Annotated in this window: 20 protein-coding genes and 1 tRNA gene; 16 read left to right on the top strand and 5 right to left on the bottom strand. The window is 39.8% G+C overall.

Translation table 11 applies throughout. The features are described 5' to 3' along the window. Positions 1 to 10: 10 nt before the first annotated feature. Genes rsfS through AAG807_RS13665 form a run of 5 tightly spaced genes read left to right on the top strand, consistent with a single transcriptional unit; the run spans position 11 to position 4,355 of the window. Positions 11 to 388, top strand: coding sequence for a ribosome silencing factor (rsfS, locus tag AAG807_RS13685; protein ID WP_294860734.1), 378 nt, complete (start codon positions 11 to 13; stop codon positions 386 to 388). A gap of 7 nt (positions 389 to 395) precedes the next feature. After that, entirely contained in the window at positions 396 to 2,504 is a 2,109-nt protein-coding gene (gene ftsH, locus AAG807_RS13680; RefSeq protein WP_341904957.1) for an ATP-dependent zinc metalloprotease FtsH, read from the top strand. A gap of 58 nt (positions 2,505 to 2,562) precedes the next feature. Further along, a complete protein-coding gene (locus AAG807_RS13675; RefSeq protein ID WP_341904955.1) occupies positions 2,563 to 3,447 on the top strand; it encodes a phosphatidate cytidylyltransferase in 885 nt (294 codons plus the stop codon). Between the two features lie 9 nt (positions 3,448 to 3,456). Next, entirely contained in the window at positions 3,457 to 4,119 is a 663-nt protein-coding gene (locus tag AAG807_RS13670) for a phosphatidylserine decarboxylase family protein (RefSeq protein WP_341904953.1), read from the top strand. Between the two features lie 38 nt (positions 4,120 to 4,157). After that, positions 4,158 to 4,355, top strand: coding sequence for a hypothetical protein (locus AAG807_RS13665; protein WP_341904950.1), 198 nt, complete (start codon positions 4,158 to 4,160; stop codon positions 4,353 to 4,355). Between the two features lie 80 nt (positions 4,356 to 4,435). On the opposite strand, the gene AAG807_RS13660 is transcribed toward AAG807_RS13665, so the two are convergent. Then, on the bottom strand, positions 4,436 to 4,867 hold the full coding sequence (locus AAG807_RS13660; RefSeq protein ID WP_341904947.1) for a DUF2147 domain-containing protein: 432 nt from the start codon (positions 4,865 to 4,867) through the stop codon (positions 4,436 to 4,438). A gap of 367 nt (positions 4,868 to 5,234) precedes the next feature. On the opposite strand from AAG807_RS13660, the gene AAG807_RS13655 reads away from it, so the two are divergent. Next, positions 5,235 to 7,367 carry a hypothetical protein gene (locus AAG807_RS13655; RefSeq protein WP_341904944.1) on the top strand — a complete coding sequence of 711 codons (2,133 nt, stop codon included), beginning with the start codon at positions 5,235 to 5,237 and terminating at the stop codon, positions 7,365 to 7,367. Between the two features lie 3 nt (positions 7,368 to 7,370). Here AAG807_RS13655 and AAG807_RS13650 read toward each other — a convergent pair whose 3' ends face one another. Next, positions 7,371 to 7,949: an aminodeoxychorismate/anthranilate synthase component II gene (locus AAG807_RS13650; RefSeq protein ID WP_341904939.1), complete on the bottom strand. Its 579-nt coding sequence runs from the start codon at positions 7,947 to 7,949 to the stop codon at positions 7,371 to 7,373. Between the two features lie 36 nt (positions 7,950 to 7,985). Between AAG807_RS13650 and AAG807_RS13645 the strand changes: the two genes are divergently transcribed. The 9 genes from AAG807_RS13645 to AAG807_RS13605 all read left to right on the top strand — a co-directional run bounded on the left by AAG807_RS13645 (position 7,986) and on the right by AAG807_RS13605 (position 17,072). After that, positions 7,986 to 8,363, top strand: coding sequence for a RidA family protein (locus tag AAG807_RS13645; RefSeq protein ID WP_341904936.1), 378 nt, complete (start codon positions 7,986 to 7,988; stop codon positions 8,361 to 8,363). A 20-nt stretch (positions 8,364 to 8,383) separates the two neighbouring features. Then, positions 8,384 to 10,336 carry a glycosyltransferase gene (locus tag AAG807_RS13640; RefSeq protein ID WP_341904933.1) on the top strand — a complete coding sequence of 651 codons (1,953 nt, stop codon included), beginning with the start codon at positions 8,384 to 8,386 and terminating at the stop codon, positions 10,334 to 10,336. A 72-nt stretch (positions 10,337 to 10,408) separates the two neighbouring features. Further along, positions 10,409 to 11,770, top strand: coding sequence for a dihydrolipoamide acetyltransferase family protein (locus AAG807_RS13635; RefSeq protein ID WP_341904930.1), 1,362 nt, complete (start codon positions 10,409 to 10,411; stop codon positions 11,768 to 11,770). A gap of 88 nt (positions 11,771 to 11,858) precedes the next feature. Continuing rightward, the gene (locus AAG807_RS13630) at positions 11,859 to 14,198 is read left to right on the top strand and encodes an OmpA family protein (RefSeq protein ID WP_341904927.1); all 2,340 of its coding nucleotides are present in this window, start codon (positions 11,859 to 11,861) and stop codon (positions 14,196 to 14,198) included. A 97-nt stretch (positions 14,199 to 14,295) separates the two neighbouring features. Continuing rightward, positions 14,296 to 15,150, top strand: coding sequence for a 3'-5' exonuclease (locus AAG807_RS13625; RefSeq protein ID WP_341904924.1), 855 nt, complete (start codon positions 14,296 to 14,298; stop codon positions 15,148 to 15,150). A gap of 77 nt (positions 15,151 to 15,227) precedes the next feature. Then, positions 15,228 to 15,839 (top strand): fumarylacetoacetate hydrolase family protein, encoded by a 612-nt coding sequence (locus AAG807_RS13620; RefSeq protein ID WP_341904922.1) that lies wholly within the window; start codon positions 15,228 to 15,230, stop codon positions 15,837 to 15,839. A 121-nt stretch (positions 15,840 to 15,960) separates the two neighbouring features. After that, positions 15,961 to 16,043, top strand: a tRNA-Leu gene (locus AAG807_RS13615). Positions 16,044 to 16,250: 207 nt separating this feature from the next. Next, positions 16,251 to 16,598 (top strand): four helix bundle protein, encoded by a 348-nt coding sequence (locus AAG807_RS13610; RefSeq protein ID WP_341904920.1) that lies wholly within the window; start codon positions 16,251 to 16,253, stop codon positions 16,596 to 16,598. A 36-nt stretch (positions 16,599 to 16,634) separates the two neighbouring features. Further along, on the top strand, positions 16,635 to 17,072 hold the full coding sequence (locus tag AAG807_RS13605; protein ID WP_341904918.1) for a UPF0158 family protein: 438 nt from the start codon (positions 16,635 to 16,637) through the stop codon (positions 17,070 to 17,072). Between the two features lie 106 nt (positions 17,073 to 17,178). Here AAG807_RS13605 and AAG807_RS13600 read toward each other — a convergent pair whose 3' ends face one another. From AAG807_RS13600 to AAG807_RS13590, 3 genes are all read right to left on the bottom strand, one after another. Beyond that, positions 17,179 to 17,421 (bottom strand): hypothetical protein, encoded by a 243-nt coding sequence (locus AAG807_RS13600; RefSeq protein WP_341904916.1) that lies wholly within the window; start codon positions 17,419 to 17,421, stop codon positions 17,179 to 17,181. 119 nt (positions 17,422 to 17,540) lie between these two features. Then, the gene (locus AAG807_RS13595) at positions 17,541 to 18,779 is read right to left on the bottom strand and encodes an aspartyl protease family protein (protein WP_341904913.1); all 1,239 of its coding nucleotides are present in this window, start codon (positions 18,777 to 18,779) and stop codon (positions 17,541 to 17,543) included. Positions 18,780 to 18,818: 39 nt separating this feature from the next. After that, positions 18,819 to 19,421, bottom strand: a complete 603-nt coding sequence (locus AAG807_RS13590) for a hypothetical protein (RefSeq protein WP_341904911.1) — start codon at positions 19,419 to 19,421, stop codon at positions 18,819 to 18,821. A 676-nt stretch (positions 19,422 to 20,097) separates the two neighbouring features. Here AAG807_RS13590 and AAG807_RS13585 point away from each other — a divergent pair. Further along, positions 20,098 to 21,018 (top strand): T9SS type A sorting domain-containing protein, encoded by a 921-nt coding sequence (locus AAG807_RS13585; RefSeq protein WP_341904908.1) that lies wholly within the window; start codon positions 20,098 to 20,100, stop codon positions 21,016 to 21,018. The last annotated feature ends 168 nt before the right edge of the window (positions 21,019 to 21,186 follow it).

Genomic DNA, 21,186 nt, shown 5'->3' with positions numbered 1-21,186 from the left:
AAATTTACGAATGTATAAATTAAAAAACGACATAGATTCTAAAGTACTTTGCGACGCTATCGTTGAAGGTATGCAAGAAAACAAAGCGAAAGACATCGTTGTATTAGACCTACGAAACATTTCAAGTGCAGTTACAGACTTTTTTGTCATTTGCTCCGGTGAATCCAGTGTGCAGGTAGATGGTATTGCTTCTACAGTAACAAGACACACACGAAAAGAATTGCAAGAGAAACCATGGCATCAGGAAGGAAAGACAACTTCCGAATGGGTTCTGCTTGACTACGTGAGTGTTGTAGCACATATTTTCTACAAGGATGCAAGACATTTTTATGAATTGGAAGATTTATGGTCTGATGCTATCAGAACAGATATTCCAAATTTGAATTAACTCTATTATGGCTGAAAATAACAATTCATCAAACAAACCGAAAAAGAATCCTTACGCGATATATTGGATTTATGCAGTGATCGTCTTAGGAATTATCGTTGCGGCTTATTACAACAATTCTTCTGACGCGAAACTGCGCAACATCAGTACATTCTATGCATTGGCAGATTCAAGTATGATCGCTGATGCAGCGATTGTAAACCGTTCGCGTGTTGACTTCAAATTAAATGAAAAGGGAGAAAAATTTGTTACGACAACTCCGAATCCGAAGGGTGAACTAAAATACCTGAAGCAGGCGTTGCAAAAGAAAGGAAATGGAATCACTCAAAAAAGTGCCCCTGTTTTCTCTATTGACATTGTAGATGCCGGAAATTTCGAAACGAAGTTAGACGAGATCAATGACCGATTGGTTGCGAAAGGAAAATCTGCTTTATCCGCTCCTCCTATTGAGGAAGTGAATTACTTCAGTTCGATTATCGGGTTCCTTTTACCGATTCTGATCATCATTTTGATCTGGGTATTTGTTATGCGTCGTATGTCCGGCGGTGGCGGAGGTGGCGGAGGTCAAATCTTCAACATCGGAAAATCACGCGCTCAGGTATACGAAAAAGGAAAATCTACCAACATCACATTCAAGGATGTGGCCGGTTTGGAAGGTGCAAAAGAAGAAATTCAAGAGATTGTGGAATTCTTAAGAAGTCCGCAACGTTACACAGAACTGGGAGCGAAAATTCCGAAAGGTGCCTTATTGGTAGGTCCTCCGGGAACGGGTAAGACCTTATTGGCAAAAGCTGTTGCCGGTGAAGCAAAAGTTCCTTTCTTCTCTCTTTCAGGATCTGATTTCGTGGAAATGTTTGTTGGAGTTGGAGCGTCACGTGTTCGTGATTTGTTCCGTCAGGCAAAAGAGAAAGCTCCTGCAATCATCTTTATTGATGAGATTGATGCAATTGGTCGTGCAAGAGGAAAAAACAACGGTTTCAACTCGAATGACGAACGTGAGAATACATTGAACCAGTTATTGACAGAGATGGATGGGTTCGGAACAAACTCCGGAGTTATCATTCTGGCAGCGACAAACCGTGCAGATGTATTGGATGCAGCATTAATGCGTGCAGGTCGTTTTGACCGTCAGATCTATGTAGATATGCCGGATTTAAATGAGCGTAAGGAAATTTTCCAGGTGCATTTGAAACCATTGAAGCTTGACAAAAACATGGATGTTGACTTCTTAAGTAAACAAACACCTGGTTTCTCAGGAGCCGATATCGCAAACTTATGTAACGAAGCTGCCTTAATTGCTGCACGTAAAAACAAAAAGTTTGTTGAAAAACAAGATTTCTTAGATGCAGTTGACCGTATTATCGGTGGATTGGAAAAGAAAAATAAGATCATTACTAAAGGAGAAAAACGTGCAATTGCATTCCATGAAGCTGGTCACGCTACAACCTCTTGGTTATTGGAACATGCACATCCTTTGGTGAAAGTGACTATTGTTCCTCGTGGACGTTCACTGGGAGCAGCTTGGTATTTGCCGGAAGAACGACAAATCACCACTACGGAACAAATCCTGGATGATATGTGTTCTGCATTGGGTGGTCGTGCTGCTGAGCAATTGATGTTCGGACAAATTTCCACAGGTGCTTTGAGTGACTTGGAAAAAGTAACCAAACAAGCTTACGCAATGGTTTCTATCTACGGATTGAATGAACGTGTTGGGAATGTTTCATTCTACGATTCACAAGGTCGTGATTCTTTTACAAAACCGTATTCGGAAGATACAGCACGTATCATTGACGAGGAGGCAAGTAAATTGATTGAAGCGCAATACCAAAGAGCGTTGAAAATCCTTTCTGAAAACAAGGATAAACTAACTGCTTTGGCAGACAAGTTGTTGGATAAAGAGGTGATTTTCAAGGAAGACCTGGAGGAAATCTTTGGAAAACGTTTGTGGATTTCGGAAGAAGAGGTCAATACAGCAATCAATACTGCTCCGGCAGAAGATTCCATGCCAGATTTCAATCCGGGAGAGCCTAAAAATGACGAAACGAGTACTGATTCAAATGTGATCAATCCAACTATCGAACCGTTGGACAACTCAATCAAATCAGAAGAATAATAACTTTTAAATATGATCCCGAAGCCAATTTATTTTGTGCTTCGGGATTTTTTTTAGGATGAAAGATGTATTGATACGCTCCGTTTTCGGGGCTTTATTTTTGATGGTTGTTTTCACTCCGTTTGTATACGATGTGCGAAATGGAGGAAATATCCTGAACCTGGTTTTCTATGTATTCACGATGTTGGGAACCCATGAGTTGTTCGAAATGAGCAAAAAAAGCTCCTTCAAAAATAGTCTGAAATTACCTGCTCTTTTATTGGTGACGGCTTTCTTCATGCCACTTCTGATCCAAACAGCAGCACAGTTCTACCCCTTACTTTTCAATCCGGTTTGGGACTTCATTATCCAAACACCACTCATTTTTGTCCTTTGGGGAATTTTGATTATCAGCATTTTGGTAATGAGTTATTGGATTTTCAAGAAAGAAAAAATTGATTTTGTCTTTAAAAACACCTTCCTCTTCAATTTCTTCTACCCGCTTTTACCGATGTGGGTTCTGGCTTGCGCTTACACCTTCTCCAACGGGGAGACAAAAACCTTGTTGCTGATTGTTCTTTTACCGATTTACCTGAATGATACCCTGGCTTATGTTTTCGGACGCTTGTTCGGAAAAACCCCATTGATTCCAAGTGTTTCACCGAAGAAAACCCGCGAAGGATTCCTGGGTGGAATGATCGGAGCAGCAATCGTGATGCTGGTCATCCTTTATTTTGTAAACGAATTCACGAAGGAAAATGCCATTGCTATTGTCGGAGTATCTGTTCTAGCAAGCATTCTGGCCACATTAGGCGACTTATTTGAGAGTAAATTAAAACGTTCAATCGACATTAAAGACTCCGGAAATATTCTTCCTGGTCATGGTGGAATTCTGGACCGAATTGACGCGATGCTTTTCGTAGCTCCCGTTTTATATGTACTTTTGGCGCTCATCATCAGTTAAAATCAGAACATGACACTTCACAGGGAAGGAACAACTACGATCATTATTGCAGTAATTATTTTGGGATTGATCCAATGGGGAAATTACTGGTTGTACACGAAAATAGACTGGCTTTGGTTATTCTTGTTACTGTCTGCCGGAGCATTGGTAATGCTTTATTTGGTGGTTCAGTTCTTCCGGATTCCAAAACGCACTTTTTCTTTCACTGATTCGGATATCTTATGTCCGGCGGATGGAAAAGTGGTTGTAATTGAAGAAGTGGAGGAAACGGAATATTTCAAAGATCGCCGCATCCAGGTATCCATTTTCATGTCTCCATTGAATGTGCACGCAAATTACTTCCCGATCAGTGGATTGGTGAAATATGTGAAATACCACAAAGGATTATTTTTAGTTGCCTGGCATCCGAAAAGTTCTACGGATAACGAACGAAGCACCGTAGTAGTTCAACATTCATCCGGACAGGAAGTTTTGTTTAGACAGATTGCCGGAGCTGTAGCCAGAAGAATCTGTTATTATACAAAAGAAGGTCAGACTGCGGAAACAGGACAGGAATTCGGCTTTATCAAATTCGGATCTCGTGTGGATGTATTTTTGCCTCTTGGCACGAAACTAGATGTTAAAATTGATCAAGATGTTAAAGCTAAGTTAACGAAGCTTGGCTCATTCTAATATAAATTGTATTTTTAAGCAAATTAAAACGTTGAATCATGAAAAAAGCATTTGTTGCATTGACTTTATTAATGTTCGTAGGTTCTGTAAGTGCTACAGTTTACGCTGCTTCTAATAACACTACTGTTTCTATCGTTAAACATGACGATAAAAAAGGTAAAAAGAAAAAAAGCAAAAAAGGTACTTGCGCTGGTGAGAAATCCGGAGGTACTTGTTGCCAAAAGAAAGCAGCTTAATACATTAAACGAAAATAAAAAAGTCGGGGTGGAAAATTTTCCACCCCGACTTTTTTTGTATCCAATAATGATCTTTCGATCTAGTCTTTACTTTTCACCCAGGTTTGAGTGCGGTAAAATGGTCCGACATAACCTCTTACATGTAATTTGGTATAATCATCCTTATCAATCCAAATCGCACAAGTATAAACTTTTCCATTTTCAGGATCCACAATCGTTCCGTCTTCCCATTCTCCACCGTCCCATTTCAGTCCGCGAACAATTTGCAAACCAACCAAAGGCTGATCTTTTCGGTCGTCTGTACATTTCTTACATTTCGGATTGTCTTCTCTTCCCTCTCTGGGATACAAGTAAGTGACTTTTCCATACAGCTTTTCATCTTTCTTGTAAAGCTCCACTTTAGATTTTTTCTTGCCTGTCTTATCGTCAATTGTAACCCAAACACCCACGCAGGATTGTGCTTTGGCAGCTACAAAAAACAACAGAAATAACGTTGTGGTGATCCATTTCATAGTTTCGAATTTTACCCCAATATACAACTTTTTACTATGATCGCATAAGAATTTTGGCCTACAAGTGAAATTCTAATGTCATTTTAATCTTATGAGCATCAATAAAACATAATAATTTATGTAAGCAGTCAATGCAGTTCCAATCCCAACGGTTTGCCATATATTTCCGATAGTTTTAAACACGGCGCTATTTTTCAGAATAAATGTGTATTATTGAATACTAATAATGTAATGAGAACTATTCACAAAAAACCATTCAAAATCCATTATTAATCATGACTGCAAAGTCAGTAATACACTTTAAAACAAGCTATTACAAATCATTATGTAATTATTGAAAAATCGAAACTGAAAATACTATATTGTAATGGATTTAAATAAATTTTCTAAAATAGCGGAATCACTAAGACAATATCAAAGAGCGGAATTAAAGGATTTTGAAGGTGATATTGGTGCAAAACCAATTGACCAACTTTATGTAGATCCTCTTCCTGGAGATGCTGTATTAAAGTCAATTCTATCAAGTAATACTACCTTTCTTCTCGGTCGAAAAGGAACAGGAAAAAGTACTGTTTTTGCCAAGGCTCAATCCATATTTAGAGAAAAAAAGGATGTCGTATCTATTTATATTGATGTTAAATCACTTTACGATGTTTTGGACGGAAATGATATCCCCGATATAGAATTAGAAGAACTTGGAATCTCTAATGTAGCCTATAGATCACACATGCTCAGAAAAGCTTTACTTGGAAAGGTTATAGCTGAACTTTTAAAAGAAATCAATAGCAGTTGTGACAAATTGACCCTTTTAGAAAGATGGCGTGGAGCAAAGAAACAATATGATGAATTAAAAGAGTCGCTGCGATTAATCGGCGAGAATATTAAAAATGCAAAATTGGAAAAACTAGAAATTCCAGTTCTTCAGAAAATTACCAACCAACTAAGGATAAAGAAGCAACAAGAGAATTCAAAAACTGGAGAAGTTTCTGGAAAAATTGCAGGAAAAATTTCTTTCGTTAACGCCAGCGCTAGTGCAGAATCTGTTGGTTCATTAAAAGACTTCGATAAGACATTAGATGATACCGAAACTTACAACGAATATTCTGATGTTGTTTTAAAATCTTTTCCTTTCAGCAGGATTTTGGAAGAAATTCAGACACTTTTATTAGAGTCCGGTATGACAAGAGTTGTGGCATTCTTTGATGACTTTTCCGAACTAAATTTTATTGATCAGCGTCTTTTCGTTGATGTAGTGCTTTCTCCATTAAACAATTCTAGTAATGAATCTGTCAAACTAAAAATAGCGGCATATCCAGGCAGGGTTTATTATGGTAAAATTGATCCTGGGAAAACTGACACAATTGGGTTAGATTTTTCCGATCTTTATGAGGCAACTGAAGTACAAGAAATGGAAAGATCTGCATCAAACTATGCTCATAGACTTCTAACAAAAAGATTTGATGCTTTTGGTATTAAACTAGAGGACTATTTTGAACTTACGACAACTGCAAGTATCGAAGATTATATGGACTTAATTTTTCAAGCTTCCTTCAATGTTCCAAGAATAATGGGACATCTGTTACACATATTATATTTAGATAAAATTTCAAGAACTCAAAAAATCACTATTGCCTCATTGAGACTTGCTTCAAAAAAGTACTATGAAAATACTATAGTTAAATACTTCGACAGACTGAATCGATATGCTCTTGAACCCTTCGAAAACAAGTTGGACAGATATAATCAGAAACAACTATTAACTTGTCTAACTAATGAAGCTAGAAAAGTTCGAAAAAGGATTATTGATAAAGAAGTTGGAGGTAGTTATTTTGATGATCTAGGAGCTAATCCTCAGACCAGTCATTTTATTGTTAGCCCTGATTTAGAACTGATATTTTCATCCTTAGAATCAAACTTTTTTCTTTCTAGATATAAAAAAACAAGAGATAAGGCTGGAAAAGACGTAATTGTATATGCTTTATTCATGGGTTTATGTGAAAGCGAACGCATGAATTGGGGCTATCCAAAAGGACGAGATTTTAGAAACTATTTTGTTCAACGTTGCTTTGAATACACAAGAAGTGTACAATTATTTTTATCGCAAAAACAGACTATTAAATGTGGATCATGTGGTCATTGTCATCCTTTAGAACTCAAAGAAAGTATTGAACTTTTTAAATGGAAATGTCCTGAATGCTCGGATGGAATTTGTTCTGTTGTAAATATCTCTGATGATTTCAAAGAAGAGGTAGAAAGGCTTAATAAAGATGTTATGCTAGAACCCATCGAATTAGAAATAATCAATACCCTTGGTGAAGAAAGGCGGAAAATGAGAGCAGGAGAAATTTCTGCTTTAATTGATACTACTCATCAAATGGTAGGAAGGCGAACTAGTAAATTACAGGAAATGGGATTAATTTCAAAAGAGAGGGATGAGACGGATGGTAGAATGAAAAATGAATTAACTGAAATGAGTGAGAGTATTTATTTTGCTAATTAAACACTATGATTTCTTCACGATCTCCACAAAATTCGCAATCATCTTCAATCCCATCGGGGTCAAAATGCTTTCCGGGTGAAACTGAACCGCATAGATCTTTCTCTTCGGGAGTTCCATCGACATCAATACTTCGCTTTCGGAGTACGCAGTTGGAAGATAAGGTGATTTTTCATTCAACTTCACTGCCCAGGAATGGTACAAACCCACTTCAAAGATTTCCGGGATTCCATCGTAAAAAAGCGACTCCTTCTCTACCCTTCTGATTTCTTCGCTCAATCCGTGTTTCACCACTTCCTGGTTATACAAGGTATCTCCGGCGTGAATGGCCAAAGCCTGCATCCCCAAACAAACTCCCAAAATCGGAATCCGTTTTTCAAATGCGGTCGCCACCACTTCCATCAATTTCCCTGCCTCCGGAGGCAAACCCGGTCCGGGAGAAAGGACAACAGCCTCGTAGTTCCCAAGCAAAGAACAATCGACGTCCACGTTGGTAAGCACATCAACAGTCACATTGCACTGTTCCAGGTAATGAACAATGTTATAGGTAAAGGAATCGAAGTTATCTACTAATAAAAACCGCATGTGCACCAAATTTAGTAAACTTGCAAAAAAGAAACGATGAAAAAGGCAATTCAAATCCCGGGAGCTCCTGCTCCGATCGGACCATATAGTCAGGCAATTGTTAGTGGAGACACTGTTTACGTGAGTGGTCAGATTCCATTGAATCCGTTTACAGGAGAATTGGAGGTCGGATCCATTGAAGAAGCTACCCATCGCATCCTGAAAAACATTGAAACACTCTTGAAAGAGGCGGATTTGACATTGAACCACATTGTGAAATGCAGCATTTTCATGACCGACTTAGGACAATTTTCTGAAATGAATGCCGTTTATGGATCATACTTTCAGGATGTGCCTCCGGCAAGAGAAACCGTACAAGTTTCCAAATTGCCCATGAATGTGCCGATTGAAATATCTTGTATTGCCGTAAAATAAATTAAAACACACGCATTATTGTGACTCATCCTGCTCCAAAAATTGCCGTTATTATAGTCAACTACAACGTTGTCTTTTTTCTGGAGCAATGTCTCAATTCTGTTTCTGAAGCAATGAAACAGGAGCCGGCAGAAGTTTGGGTCGTCGATAATAACTCCGTGGATGGTTCTGTGGAAATGGTCCGGGAGAAATTTCCGTGGGTTCACGTCATCGCCAATAAAGACAATAAAGGATTTTCCAAAGCAAACAATCAAGCAATGGAAATCTCCCAATGCGATTACCAACTGCTTTTGAATCCGGATACCGTTATTGAAGAGGATACACTTTTCAAGGTGGTCAAATACATGGATGAACACCCGAAAGTGGGTGGATTGGGAGTTCGGATGGTAGATGGGAAAGGAGTTTTCCTTCCTGAATCGAAAAGAGGATTGCCTACTCCAGCCGTTGCATTTTACAAGATCTTCGGTATTTCACGCATTTTCCCCAAATCCAAACTCTTTGGAAAATACCATTTGGGTTATTTATCCGAATTTGAAACCAATGAAATAGAGATCCTTTCCGGTGCATTTATGCTCATGCGGAAGGAAGCTTTGGATAAGGTCGGTTTGCTGGACGAGGAATTCTTCATGTATGGGGAAGATATCGATCTTTCCTACCGGATCATCAAAGGAGGTTACACCAATGTGTATTTCCCGGAAACGCGAATCATTCATTATAAAGGAGAAAGCACCAAAAAAAGTTCAGTAAACTACGTTTTCGTCTTTTACCGTGCGATGGTCATTTTCGCCCGAAAGCATTTTTCACAGAAGAATGCCCGTTTATTTTCATTTTTGATTAATTCCGCCATTTACTTCCGGGCTGGATTGGCAATCGGGATGCGCTTCATACGAAAGATCACCCTTCCGGTTTTCGATACGGTGTATCTGCTATTGGGATTATTTGCTTTGACAAATTACTGGCAACAGGCTCAAATTGATTTCCCGGAGCAAAGCACCAATATCCTGATCCTTTTCTACACCATGATCTGGATGTCTTCCGTGGCGCTCCAAGGTGGATACGATCAGCCGATCACGTTCCGGAAATTCTTTTTCGGCGGAGCAATCGGAACTGCGTTCATCCTGATATTGTATGCCTTATTTCCAAAGGAATGGCAATTCTCCAGACTCTTTATTCTTCTGGGTGCCGTTTGGATCATTGCGTATTACATTCTTTCACGCTCTATCCTGCATCTGGCGATTGGAAAACGGTTCACGATCAATGGGCGGAAACATGCCAATTTCGCCATTATCGGTTCACAGGAAGAATTCGAACGCGTTTCACACTTATTGTATCAAACTCAGCCCAAAATAGCACGGATCATTTCCGTTTCTCTTAACGAGGAGCATGGAAAAGATGCCCTGGGTTCCATCAATCAGTTGGAACAAATTGTGCGGGTTCACAACATCGACGAAATCATTTTTTGTGCGAAAGATCTAAGCGCAGCCGAAATTATCCATTGGATGACTGCCATTCCGGATGTTTCCGTTGATTACAAGATCGCACAACCGGACAGTCAATACCTGATCGGATCGAATTCCATTGAAACTGCAGGTGATTTATACATTCTGGAAATCAATGCGATCAGTCAGCCTGCAAAAAGACGTCAAAAAAGATTGTTTGATTTCATTGTCGGATTGGTCTTATTGCTCACTTCTCCCCTGATTTGTTGGTTTTACCAAAATAAGCTTCAATTCTTAGGAACTATTTTAAAATTGATCAGTGGAAGAAAAACGCTTGTTTCATATAATGAGCAAAGCAATTTATCCAACAAGCAATTACCCAAAATCAAGAAGGGAATCCTCACTCCAACCGACCATTTAAGCGGTTTGGATGAGAATCTGAAATCCAAACTGGATTTGCTCTATGCACGGGAATATTCGGTCTTCCGTGACATTCAGATTTTATGGAAAGCGTGGAAAAAATTAGATCAATAAAAACCATTGATGAAAATCCTATTTTTTCCGTTATTTTTGTACGAAAATTAATCGAGAATTCTTAGTCGTTATATGGCACAAATTGAAATTCGTCTTCCAAAAATGGGAGAAAGCGTTACAGAAGCTACCATTACCAATTGGTTAAAAGAAGTTGGTGATTCCGTAGCAATGGATGAACCTTTGGTAGAAGTTGCAACTGACAAGGTTGATAACGAATTACCTTCAGAAGCTGCTGGAGTTTTGGTTCAAAAACTATTTGAAAAGGATCAAGTTGCTCAAGTGGGTGATGTCATTGCGATTATCTCTACAGATGGAGATGCTGCACCCAGTGCTCCAAAAGCTGAACCTGCGGCTGTAGCGGCAGTTGCTGACACAGTGACTCAGGCACAAGCAGTTGTTTCAAACGGAGGAGTTACTTTGGAGAAAAGCAGTGGGAATGGAAAATTCATTTCTCCGCTTGTAAGAAGCATCGCACAAAAAGAAAATATTTCCATGCCAGAAATCGACGCACTTAGCGGAACTGGTATGGGTGGAAGAGTGACTAAGAAAGACATTCTTTCATACATTGAAACACGTGGAGACGGAGCTGTGGCTGTAACACCAGTTGCTCAACCAACACCGGCTGTTTCTGCACCGGCTGCATCCAATGGTGCTGCTCCTGCAGTTGTTTCAGGTGGATCTTCATTCCTGAGCAACATCAAGGAACCGATTGTGCTTCCTATGCCGGGAGACGAAATCATTGAGATGGATCGTATGCGTAAGCTGATAGCTGAGCACATGGTTATGTCGAAACACGTTTCTCCTCACGTGACTTCATTTGTTGAAGCAGATGTTACGAATATCGTAAACTGGAGAAACAAAATGAAAAAGGAATTCGAAAAACGCGAAGGTGAAAACTTAACGTTCACTCCTATCTTCATGGAAGCGATCGTGAAAGCAATCAAGGATTTCCCAATGGTGAATGTTTCCTTATCCGGAACTCAGATCATCAAACGCAAGGATATCAATATCGGAATGGCAACTGCACTTCCTTCAGGAAACCTGATTGTTCCAGTTATCAAGAATGCAGACCGCATGAACTTAACCGGAATTGCGAAATCTGTCAATGAATTGGCGAGAGCTGCACGCGATAACAAATTGAAGCCGGAAGATATCCAAGGTGGAACATATACTGTAACAAACGTGGGAACATTTGGAAACGTGATGGGAACTCCTATCATCAACCAACCACAAGTTGCGATCCTTGCTTTAGGAGCGATCCGCAAGATGCCGGCAGTAATTGAAACACCGGAAGGAGACTTTATCGGGATCCGTCACAAAATGTTCTTATCCCATTCGTATGACCACCGTGTAGTCGATGGTTCATTGGGAGGTCAGTTTGTAAAACGGGTAGCTGACTACTTAGAACAATTTGATGTCAACAGAGAACTTTAATGACATTAGTTGTAACTAAAAAATAAAACACACGTAAGACCCACCAACTTAAACAGAAAGAGGTGGGTCTTTCTTAATTTATACTACAATGAAATTACTGAAATCTACTATTTTACTAACTCTCTTGTGTCCGTTTGTGTCCTTTGGCCAATACGACAGTAAGCGCGTTATGGAATTGATTAACAGCGGTTCTGAATCCGAACTGGTAATGGAAAGTGCCATTATGATCCAGGAGGGTTATTTCTATCAAGCCGGAATGATCGTAGACAAACTACTCGAATTCCAACCAACAAGTTCCAATTACAATTACCGACGTGGTTTCATCTATTTGGAGATGTCAACCGATTTCGTGAAAGCCACTCCTTATTTGGAAAAAGCGGTATTGAAGACTGACAAGAAATACGACCCGTTCAATACCAAAGAAACAGCGGCTCCTATTGATTCCTATTTTGAAATGGGAAAATGTTACCATGCAGCTGGAAACATCGATAAGGCGGAAGAATTTTACAACAAGTTCCTGACCAATTCCATTGCAAAGTCAAACAATGTATTCTTTGCAAAACTGTATTTGGAGCAATGTAAGATTGCACGTGCTGAAATGGCAAGCCCGAAAAATGTATTTTTGAAAAACATGGGTAGCTCGGTCAATACGGCTAACCCTGAATTTTCTCCGGTGATTTCATTGGATGGTTCGGCCTTGTACTACACTTCCCGCAGAAGATGGCCTACAGGAGCTTCTGATAAAGGATTAGACTCAAGAAACAACCAATACCCGGAAGATATTTATGTTTCATACCGCGATTTCGATTCGACCTGGATGGACCCGATCAAATTGGAATTCTGCGATTCATTGCAAAACGAAGCAACTCTGGCAGTAAGCCCGGATGAGCGTCGTGTTTACGTTTACCAGGATACCAAAGGAAACGGGGATATCTTCTATTCCGATTTCTCTACAAATAAATTCCAGGAGGTTTCACACTTAGATGATAAGAAGATCAACACCAACGATTGGGAAACGCATGCAACAGTTACTCCAGACGGACAACGCATGTATTTCGTATCGAACCGCAAAGGTGGTTACGGAGGTCGTGATATTTATTACAGCATCAAACAAAAAGACGGTTCCTGGGGAGATCCTGTAAATGCAGGACCAAACATCAACGGACCGATGGAAGATGAATCTCCATTTGTTTCCATCGATAACAGTACACTTTACTTTTCCAGCAACGGAAATAAAAGTATGGGAGGTTTTGACATCTTCATGTCAACAATCGACAGTAAAGGTCAATGGGGACCGGCAATGAACCTGGGTTCTCCGATCAACTCCACGTGTGACGATATTTTCTACACGACTACAGTGGACGGTTTGACAGGATATATGACATCTCTTCGTGCCGACGGTAAAGGAGAAAAAGATATCTACGAGATCAAGAACAACTATTTAGGAGTTAAAAACATCGCTGTATTGAACGGAAAGATCAACGTGATCGGCAACAAGCCACTTCCGGAAGATGTATCTGTGACTTTGAGATGTCTGAACTGCGACAATCCGTATGACCGTAAATTATTCCCACGTTTGCGTGACGGAGTATTCATGAATTCTTTGGAGCCTTGTAAGGAATACGACCTGACATTCTCTTATGAGAAAGGCGGAAAGAAAAACTTCTACAACGAGAAATTCAAAACAGAATGTAACAAGGAATACTCGGAAGTTTACCGCGAATTCTGGTTAGACCTGGATAATCAAATGATGGTGAAACCTTACTACGTGGTTGGAACAATTACGGATAGTAAGACCAAGGAGAAATTATCCGATGTTGCCATTACTTTAGTGAATAAGAAAACAGGAGAAAAACTATCTCAATCCGTAACGAAAGCTGCCGGAGCATACAAAACAGATACATTGGGTGGTATGAAGAAAGGCGACAATGTGGAATTTGCATTGACCTTGGAAAAAGTGGGATACATTACCATGACTTACGATTCTCCTATCACATTGGACGACAATTCCGAAATCCGAATTGACCGCTCATTGGCTAAAAATGAAGTTGGAACAGATATCGGGTTGAACGTGAATCCAATCTACTTCGATTACAACAAATGGGATATTCGCCCGGATGCTGCGGAAGAATTGGATAAGATTGTCGATATCATGAAGAAAAATCCGGGAATCAAAATCGAATTGGGTTCTCACACGGATAGCCGTGGTAAGGATGATTACAACATCAAATTATCCGATCAACGTGCGAAAGCTTCTGCCCGCTACATCGTTTCCAAAGGAATTGCTGCTAACCGCATTTCAGGAAAAGGATATGGTGAAACGAAACTGAAAGTATCTGATGCACAGATCAACAACATGCCAACTGTGGATGAGAAAGAAAAAGGACATCAGCTGAATCGTAGAACTGAGTTCATTATTGTGAAGTAATAGAACAATCAAATAAAAAAGTTTAAATAAAAAGTCGGGGCGGAAAATTTTCCGCCCCGACTTTTTTCCGCATCTTTGAGGAATAACTTTTTGCACTATGAATTTATCACTCACTCGGAATTTTGTCATGCTGGATCTGGAAACAACAGGACTGGATGTAGCGAAAGACCGAATTATTGAAATTGCTTTGATCAAGATCACTCCAACCGGAGAACAGAGTGAATATTGCAAACGCGTGAATCCTACGATTCCAATCACAAAAGAATCAGCTGAGATTACAGGGATTACGGACGAGATGGTTGCCGGAGAACCCACCTTTGGTGAATTAGCTGATGAGATCGCTGCATTCATCGGAGATGCGGATCTGGGAGGATACAACTCCAACAAGTTCGACATTCCGGTTTTGGCAGAAGAATTCCTTCGCATCAGTCATGGGTTCAAAGTTAATGAGCGCCGGTTCATCGATGTACAAAACATCTTCCACAAGATGGAACAACGCACCCTGGCTGCAGCTTACCAGTTCTACTGCAAAGAATCCATGGAAAATGCGCACAACGCTTTGTATGATACGCGAGTGACTCTGGACGTTTTCAAGGCACAATTGGAGCGCTATCCCGATTTGGCTAAATCCATCCCTGAATTATCCGACTTTTCACGTCAGGGAAACCAGGAATGGCATGATTTCGCCGGAAGACTAGGAAAAACAAAAAACGGTCAGGTAACCTATAACTTTGGAAAACACAAGGGAAAAACGGTGGAAGAAGTCGCAGAATCGGAACCGGGATACTTTGGCTGGATGATGGATGCCGACTTCCCCCTATTCACCAAGCAACTCTTGCGCGAAGAAATGGAACGCATCAAACAGAAACGCAAAGAAAAACGCGAAGGCGAAAACTCCAATTTGAGTATTGAAGACAAGTTGGCGGCATTGCAAAACAAGTTTAAAAAGTAACACTTCGACTACGCTCAGTGTCCTTTTGATTCGGTGACTGAGCGTAGTCGAAGGCACAGTATCATAAAATCAAAAAAATGAAAATCATTTGTATCGGGAGAAACTATGCAGATCACGCGAAGGAGTTGAACAATCCACTTCCGAGTGAACCCGTTTTTTTCATGAAACCGGATACAGCATATTTGCCGGCAGGAAACGACTTTTACATCCCTGACTTCACGAAGGACTTACATTACGAATGTGAGATCGTGGTGAAGATTAAAAAAGTGGGAAAAAACATCCAGGAGAAATTCGCCAAGGATTACTACGACGAGATCTCATTGGGAATCGACTTCACAGCCCGCGATTTGCAGGAACAATGCAAAGCGAAAAGCCTTCCGTGGGAAAAAGCAAAGGCATTTGACAACAGTGCCCCGATGGGAACGCATTTCATCCCGGTGAGTTCCGTGAACCTCGCTGATTTCCATTTCAACCTGAACAAGAATGGAGAAACGGTTCAAAAAGGACATTCCGCCGACATGATCTTCTCCATCGACCAGATCATTGCATTTGTTTCCCAATATGTTACCCTCAAAACCGGCGACCTGATCTTCACCGGAACACCCGCAGGAGTTGGCCCGGTAGCAATCGGAGATCACTTGGAAGCGTTTATCGGGGAAGAGAAAATTTTGGATTTGAAAATCAAGTAGTCGCTTCGGAAAGCTGAAAAAGTACTATATTCGCAAGCGTTTAACGCATAAATACCGCGCATGTGGTGATCCCGATAGCTATCGGGATGGTAGACACGCGTAAAAGTAAAATAAGCATACCGCGCATGTGGTGAAATTGGTAGACACGCCATCTTGAGGGGGTGGTTTCCTATGGATGTGCTGGTTCGAGTCCAGTCATGCGCACAAAAAGAAAAAGCGAATTGCGGTAGCAGTTCGCTTTTTCTTTTTCCCTCTATACTCGCACTCTCCCTCACACTGACCCTATCGGCTTTTTCTTTTTGCAGTAGTGAGTGTGGAGTTTTGAGTGTGAGGAGAATATGGCTTCGAAAATTTTCATTTCTCCTTCCGAATAATTATATTCAAGTAAGCAAATAACTTTAACCATTATTCATGTTCGATTTTGAGAAATTAGAAGTCTACAAAAAAGCCAAAGCATTTAATAAAGAGGTCTTAGGGTTGATGAAAAACACTAAATCTATTGATGTTGTTACGAAGAATCAATTACGCAGAGCATCATTAAGCATCGTATTAAATATTGCAGAAGGTACCGGTCGTTTTAGTAAAGCCGACAAACGTCACTTTTACATTATGTCAAGAGGATCAGCTTTTGAATGCGTTGCTCTTTTCGATGTGATGAAAGACGAAACCATTTTAAACGAAGAAGAGTTCTCCCAATTTTATTCCAAAGCAGATGAATTGTCGCGAATGTTGTTTAAGATGATTGGGAATTTAAATTAGCTAATCTGTATCTTGTTTGTCATAAATCAAGTTATTGTGAAAAAAGATGAAAAGGATTTTGGTAGGCTTACTCAAGAACAAGTGAATGAAATAGCGGAAACGCTTGAAATGGGAATGAAATGTTTTTGGTGTAGAACAACTAATGAGTTGGTCTTTGTTCCCGAGACAGATGAATTTTCCGATGGGGAAGAATTTTATGCTAATGAATTCGAAAAGTTAGAAAACAACCCTGAGATGTTTGTTGAAATTGAAGCCATGCGTTCTTATGATGCATTTAAAGTCATGAAAGATTTTACCGAACGGTTAAAGGACAACGGATTAAAATTCCAACTGGAGGATGTGTTATCAAGCAAAAAACCATTCCAAAAATTCAAGTTCATTATTGACAATTCTGGGGATTACAGGGAACAATGGTTTGCATTTAAATCCGAAAAATATCGGGAATGGGTAATGCTCCAAGTTGATAAGTTCTAGGGGAATGTATTATATTGAATCAGGGGTAGTGAAGAGAATTTGGTTCGACCTTTGAACTGACTTGCGCACAAAAGGAAGTCTGACACGTAGTGTCGGGCTTTTTTATTTAATGGTATTTTAAACTTGTTTGGAAAATGGCTGAAATGAAAAATTCCGAATTAGGCATTTTCCAGGTTCCCGTGTAATCTGCAAAGGTGACGGGCGTATCTTCCTGCCAGTTTTTAGGATGGTGTTTGATCAATGTTCCATTGGATTTGAACTCGTAACCAGCTGTTCTTTCTTTGACTTCGGGCGTTTTATCCCAATGAAAACCTTCGTTGAACTCACTGAAAGACCAACAGCAGATCAACTCTGATGATTCGATTCTTGCTTTACCAAAAGAACTGAGAATAGCTGAAAATAAAATCCCAAAAATGAAAACACTCTTTTTAATAAATTTCTTTTTACCAAGCTCAAATATAGCCTGATTTACAATCTTTTCGGCATAATCCCCTTCTCAATCGTAAACACCAAATTACCGCGTTTGATCTTTACCACAACCGGTCCTTCTCCTTTACTCAAAGTTCTCGTCCATTGATGGAACTCACAGAAATCAGTAAAGGCGGACAGTTTTTCGTTATTAACTGCTATAACAGTATCCCCTAAAAGAAGTCCGGCTTTGGCTGCCCCGGAACCTTCATACATATTTGCTACCGTAAAAAGGTTGCTTTTGGAATCGTAATGGATGTAGAAGCCGAATCCTTTTTCATCACTTTCCTTCTTCTCCGCACGAGTTGGTTTCAGATACAGGTCGTTCTTTCGGAAATCGAAAAACAGGTTGTAATCGGATAAAATTCCCATTCCCAAAAGTGAGTTATTTCGTTTGTAAATGTCGATTGAAGGATTGGAAATGTGAACTTTTCCCATCTCAACATCAACCCTATTGTAGCCATAAGTTGTATCCATGCTTCCACCCAACAATCCGAAACTCGAATATCCCCACAAAACTGTTTTCTGTTCATTCTTAAAAACCGAATCTGTTTTCTCATCCTTCGGCATAGTAAGTGATCCTGCAGATCCTGTATCGATATAGACATCCTTGAACTTTTTTCCTTTTATTTCCAGATCTACCGTGAGCCCGGGAACAACCGTCAGCCAGGGCATTCTGTTAGATGGAGAGCGTTTTGAGCACTTAACCTTCTGGTAACTTTCCAGGTTCGGTTTCCCGGATTTAAAATCCGTCAGAATGATCTTTTGGTTCTCCATGTCAATCTCCCAATTGGCAGTTTGCAGCAGGTCTGCTCCAATGATTCCATCCAGGGCAATGCACCGTACAATCTCACTTGGTTCTGCGGCATAAACGGTGAAGATATCTTTGAATTTGCTGGTCCCGAGTGTCATATCGAGCATCACATACACGCTTTTTACTGAATTTCCGCGCGAGTCACTCACATTGTAAATCATCACCGTATCTGCTTTTGCTGCTTCGAAAGCTTCTTTGTAGATCACAGAAACCGGTGCGCCGGTATCCACCATAAACTCATATTCCTTGTCCGAATCATCGAGTTTCACTTTGATCACTATCAGTTTATTGTGGATTTCGAAAGGAATTTCTGTGCGGAAAGTTCCTTTAGGTGCTTTCCCTTTTGACATGTAGCGAAATTGCTTGGTGGTGGAGCAGCTAGCCAATAAAATAAATAAGAGCGAGATCAATGTCATTTTTTTCATAGCGTGAAGATAATTGAATTAACTAATTCCGAAACGCTTTTATCTCCTTCTGCCTTTTCCAACTAATTTTTCTTTGTCAGAAGCATCCCAATATTCCTGGAAATCCATGTTGACCTTGACCACTTTAATCTTACAATTTTTATTGTTTTTCGCCAGATCTTCCCAAATTTTCACATGGTCCTTATTGAGTTTTCCAGTCCAAACCGCCCAGTAGATAAAGACATAAAAATCAGCAGGATCTGCATTTTTCAGCTTGTTTCCTTTCAGATCACGGAATTTCACCCATTCAGTTTGCAGGTTTGCACTGTCCGGTTTATGATAGGAAGCATCCGTATTCAAATCGGGAATGAACTGGAATAAACCTGCGTTACAAGAGGTATCAGTCTGACGGTATTCAATGTATTTGCCCTGACTGTCAAATATTGCAGCATCCGGAATAGCTTTCGATTTCATCATTTTTAGATAATCACTGCTATTTACAGTGACGATATTCGTCGTATCCAATTCGTACTTCAGTGCACGTTTTTTGATGGTTCGTTCATTTTCCAGTTCGGGGTCCTTTATTCCATATATTTTCATCATGATGGGATTACAGCTCATTAAAAAGAAGAAGACTGCGATAAATGGAAAGCTTTTTTTCATGGTAGTGTTATTGAGTATGAATTACGATTTTCAGGGAGTAAACCAATATATTTCTTAATTTTTTCGGTTCAAACAGCCCTCAAATCTTAGACCGTCTATCGAGTGAATAGTTACACTTGCACCTCAATAAATGAGGTGTGAAAAACAATTTTCTTCCTATTAAAAATCGCTCTAAACTGAAAATCATGTCTTTAAACAGTCAAAAAAATTCTCCCATTTTTTTGTCACAAAATTACTTCTGCCCAGTCTTTGGTACAAAAACGTTTATGGAAACTCCTTTTTTAGCCCCGATCGAGAAGCCGAAAAGTCGTCTTTGGAAAAAAATTTATTTTATGGTCCGCAAACGATTCTGCAAAGTCATTACCCCTTTAAAAGTGTCGGCAGTGCGAATGCCCATCGCTTTTGGTAGTTTTTCGGGAAAAATCGTTAAATCCGTTAATTTCAGCTCATCAGGGAACGGATGTTATCCTTTACGGAAATTCACTTTTGGAATATTGGGAAAAAGAGTTTGAGTTATAAATTCGGTTCTACTTCTTTACCGATTTCCTTTCCCCCTCCTCTCTCACCCTCTTCCAAATTCAATGATTCCATTGATCAATCGGTAGTAACCAACTATTTTACTAGTAACATTTATCCGGTGTTTTATGGTATTATTGATTCATTAAAACTCCTGCTTATGAAACACCACCACACTTTATTTGTGTCCCGGATTTATTTGCGGCTCATTATTGCGGTTCTATTATCCTCTCCGTTTTCGGTATCAGCGCAGGAAGAAACTGCCTTTCCCAATGAATATGCAACCTGGGAAGTCGGATATATCTGGATGAATTTTCCTCCTGATGGTCCTTGGTCAACTTATATCGAACATTTTGAAGCGTTTCCACTTAATACGGATACACTTATAATGCTATTCGACGACGGAGTTTGGCTGGGAAATTACTATTCTACAGCTGATAAAGTGTATTTCAACTTTGTATCTAATAACAGACCATTTAATTTTCAGTCTGAAGTGGTGGATACAGGAGTTTATCACCTGCTTTATGATTTTACACTTGAGGTAGATGATACAGCATACACGGATCAAGTTGGTAGTTATGTATACTATATTACCGTCGACAGCATCACGATGGAAGATGTTGACGGGGACATGTTGAAACACTTCCACCTTTCAAATTCGGACATAATTGTTGAGAAGATAGGCAGTCTTCAGGGTTTATTTCGCCCCTATTCCCGTTCATTCGAAATAAATCAAAGTTTATGCTCTTACAACGGCAGTTCTGTTACTGAAAATCTAGGCACAGCATATAGCTATAGTATTGAGAACTGTCTGCCATCAGTTCTAGGTCTCGAAACAAATGAAATGAATGCAGTAATTGCATACCCGAATCCCGCTAATGACAAACTGACTATTACCACCGAGCTTCCTGTATGGGAATATCACCTTTATTCGGCAGCTGGAACGGTTGTTGAAATACCCCATGTAATGCAGGAAAACAAACTGGAATTAGTCGTGTCCGGATTACCTTCCGGTATTTATTTCCTCGAATTAAAAGACCACAGCGGGAATTCGAAAATGTTACACTTTATACGAAATTAATCCAGTCGCTTTTTCTTTTCCCTCTATACTCACAACTTGTCCCGATACTTCGGGGCCCTGCCTCACACTGTCTATCGACGCTCCTATTTTTTTGTAGGATTAAGTGTGAGGAGATTCCGGCTTCGGATTGTTTCGTTTTAGTTTCAAAATGCGCATATTCAGTAAGAA

The organism is Fluviicola taffensis DSM 16823 (assembly GCF_943372375.1).
In the GTDB taxonomy this organism is placed as follows: Bacteria; Bacteroidota; Bacteroidia; order Flavobacteriales_D; family Crocinitomicaceae; genus Fluviicola; species Fluviicola taffensis_A.
The sequence above is the reverse complement of the archived record's forward strand: the minus strand, read 5'-3'. Positions and strand labels throughout refer to the sequence as shown.

Bases quoted from the DNA above. Each gene is read 5' to 3' on its own strand.
- AAG807_RS13630 (WP_341904927.1), top strand. From the start codon at position 11,859: ATGAAATTACTGAAATCTACTATTTTACTAACTCTCTTGTGTCCGTTT.
- AAG807_RS13660 (WP_341904947.1), bottom strand. From the start codon at position 4,867: ATGAAATGGATCACCACAACGTTATTTCTGTTGTTTTTTGTAGCTGCC.
- AAG807_RS13620 (WP_341904922.1), top strand. From the start codon at position 15,228: ATGAAAATCATTTGTATCGGGAGAAACTATGCAGATCACGCGAAGGAG.
- AAG807_RS13610 (WP_341904920.1), top strand. From the start codon at position 16,251: ATGTTCGATTTTGAGAAATTAGAAGTCTACAAAAAAGCCAAAGCATTT.
- AAG807_RS13595 (WP_341904913.1), bottom strand. From the start codon at position 18,779: ATGAAAAAAATGACATTGATCTCGCTCTTATTTATTTTATTGGCTAGC.
- AAG807_RS13625 (WP_341904924.1), top strand. From the start codon at position 14,296: ATGAATTTATCACTCACTCGGAATTTTGTCATGCTGGATCTGGAAACA.
- AAG807_RS13675 (WP_341904955.1), top strand. From the start codon at position 2,563: ATGAAAGATGTATTGATACGCTCCGTTTTCGGGGCTTTATTTTTGATG.
- AAG807_RS13655 (WP_341904944.1), top strand. From the start codon at position 5,235: ATGGATTTAAATAAATTTTCTAAAATAGCGGAATCACTAAGACAATAT.
- AAG807_RS13650 (WP_341904939.1), bottom strand. From the start codon at position 7,949: ATGCGGTTTTTATTAGTAGATAACTTCGATTCCTTTACCTATAACATT.
- AAG807_RS13645 (WP_341904936.1), top strand. From the start codon at position 7,986: ATGAAAAAGGCAATTCAAATCCCGGGAGCTCCTGCTCCGATCGGACCA.
- ftsH (WP_341904957.1), top strand. From the start codon at position 396: ATGGCTGAAAATAACAATTCATCAAACAAACCGAAAAAGAATCCTTAC.
- AAG807_RS13670 (WP_341904953.1), top strand. From the start codon at position 3,457: ATGACACTTCACAGGGAAGGAACAACTACGATCATTATTGCAGTAATT.
- AAG807_RS13590 (WP_341904911.1), bottom strand. From the start codon at position 19,421: ATGAAAAAAAGCTTTCCATTTATCGCAGTCTTCTTCTTTTTAATGAGC.
- AAG807_RS13585 (WP_341904908.1), top strand. From the start codon at position 20,098: ATGAAACACCACCACACTTTATTTGTGTCCCGGATTTATTTGCGGCTC.
- AAG807_RS13665 (WP_341904950.1), top strand. From the start codon at position 4,158: ATGAAAAAAGCATTTGTTGCATTGACTTTATTAATGTTCGTAGGTTCT.
- AAG807_RS13635 (WP_341904930.1), top strand. From the start codon at position 10,409: ATGGCACAAATTGAAATTCGTCTTCCAAAAATGGGAGAAAGCGTTACA.
- rsfS (WP_294860734.1), top strand. From the start codon at position 11: ATGTATAAATTAAAAAACGACATAGATTCTAAAGTACTTTGCGACGCT.